Below are 280 nucleotides of genomic sequence, written 5' to 3'. Positions count from 1 at the left end.
CGTCGAGGCTGAGCAACACCCGCGCGACTTCCGCAGGCTCCACACGGTAGCCGCGCACTTTGACCTGATCGTCGGCACGACCGATGAACTCCAGCGCCTGTTCGCGATTGCGCCGGACCCGGTCGCCACTGCGGTACACCCGCGCGCCGGGGTTCCCAAACGGATCAGGCAGGAAACGCTCAGCGGTGAGCCCCGGCTGATTCAGGTAGCCAAGGGCAACGCTATCGCCACCGATGTACAACTCACCGGCAACCTGATCGGCCACCGGGTTGAGCACATC

Annotated in this window: 1 protein-coding gene; it reads right to left on the bottom strand. The window is 65.4% G+C overall.

Annotation, left to right across the window (positions count from 1 at the left end; all coding sequences use genetic code 11):
- On the bottom strand, positions 1–280 hold a 280-nt coding region (locus AAEY83_RS14300; RefSeq protein ID WP_351059865.1), incomplete at both ends, for an acyl-CoA synthetase family protein.

It is taken from the genome of Psychrobacter sp. TB20-MNA-CIBAN-0197, from assembly GCF_040309765.1.
Classification (GTDB): domain Bacteria; phylum Pseudomonadota; class Gammaproteobacteria; order Pseudomonadales; family Moraxellaceae; genus Psychrobacter; species Psychrobacter submarinus.
The sequence above is the reverse complement of the archived record's forward strand: the minus strand, read 5'-3'. Positions and strand labels throughout refer to the sequence as shown.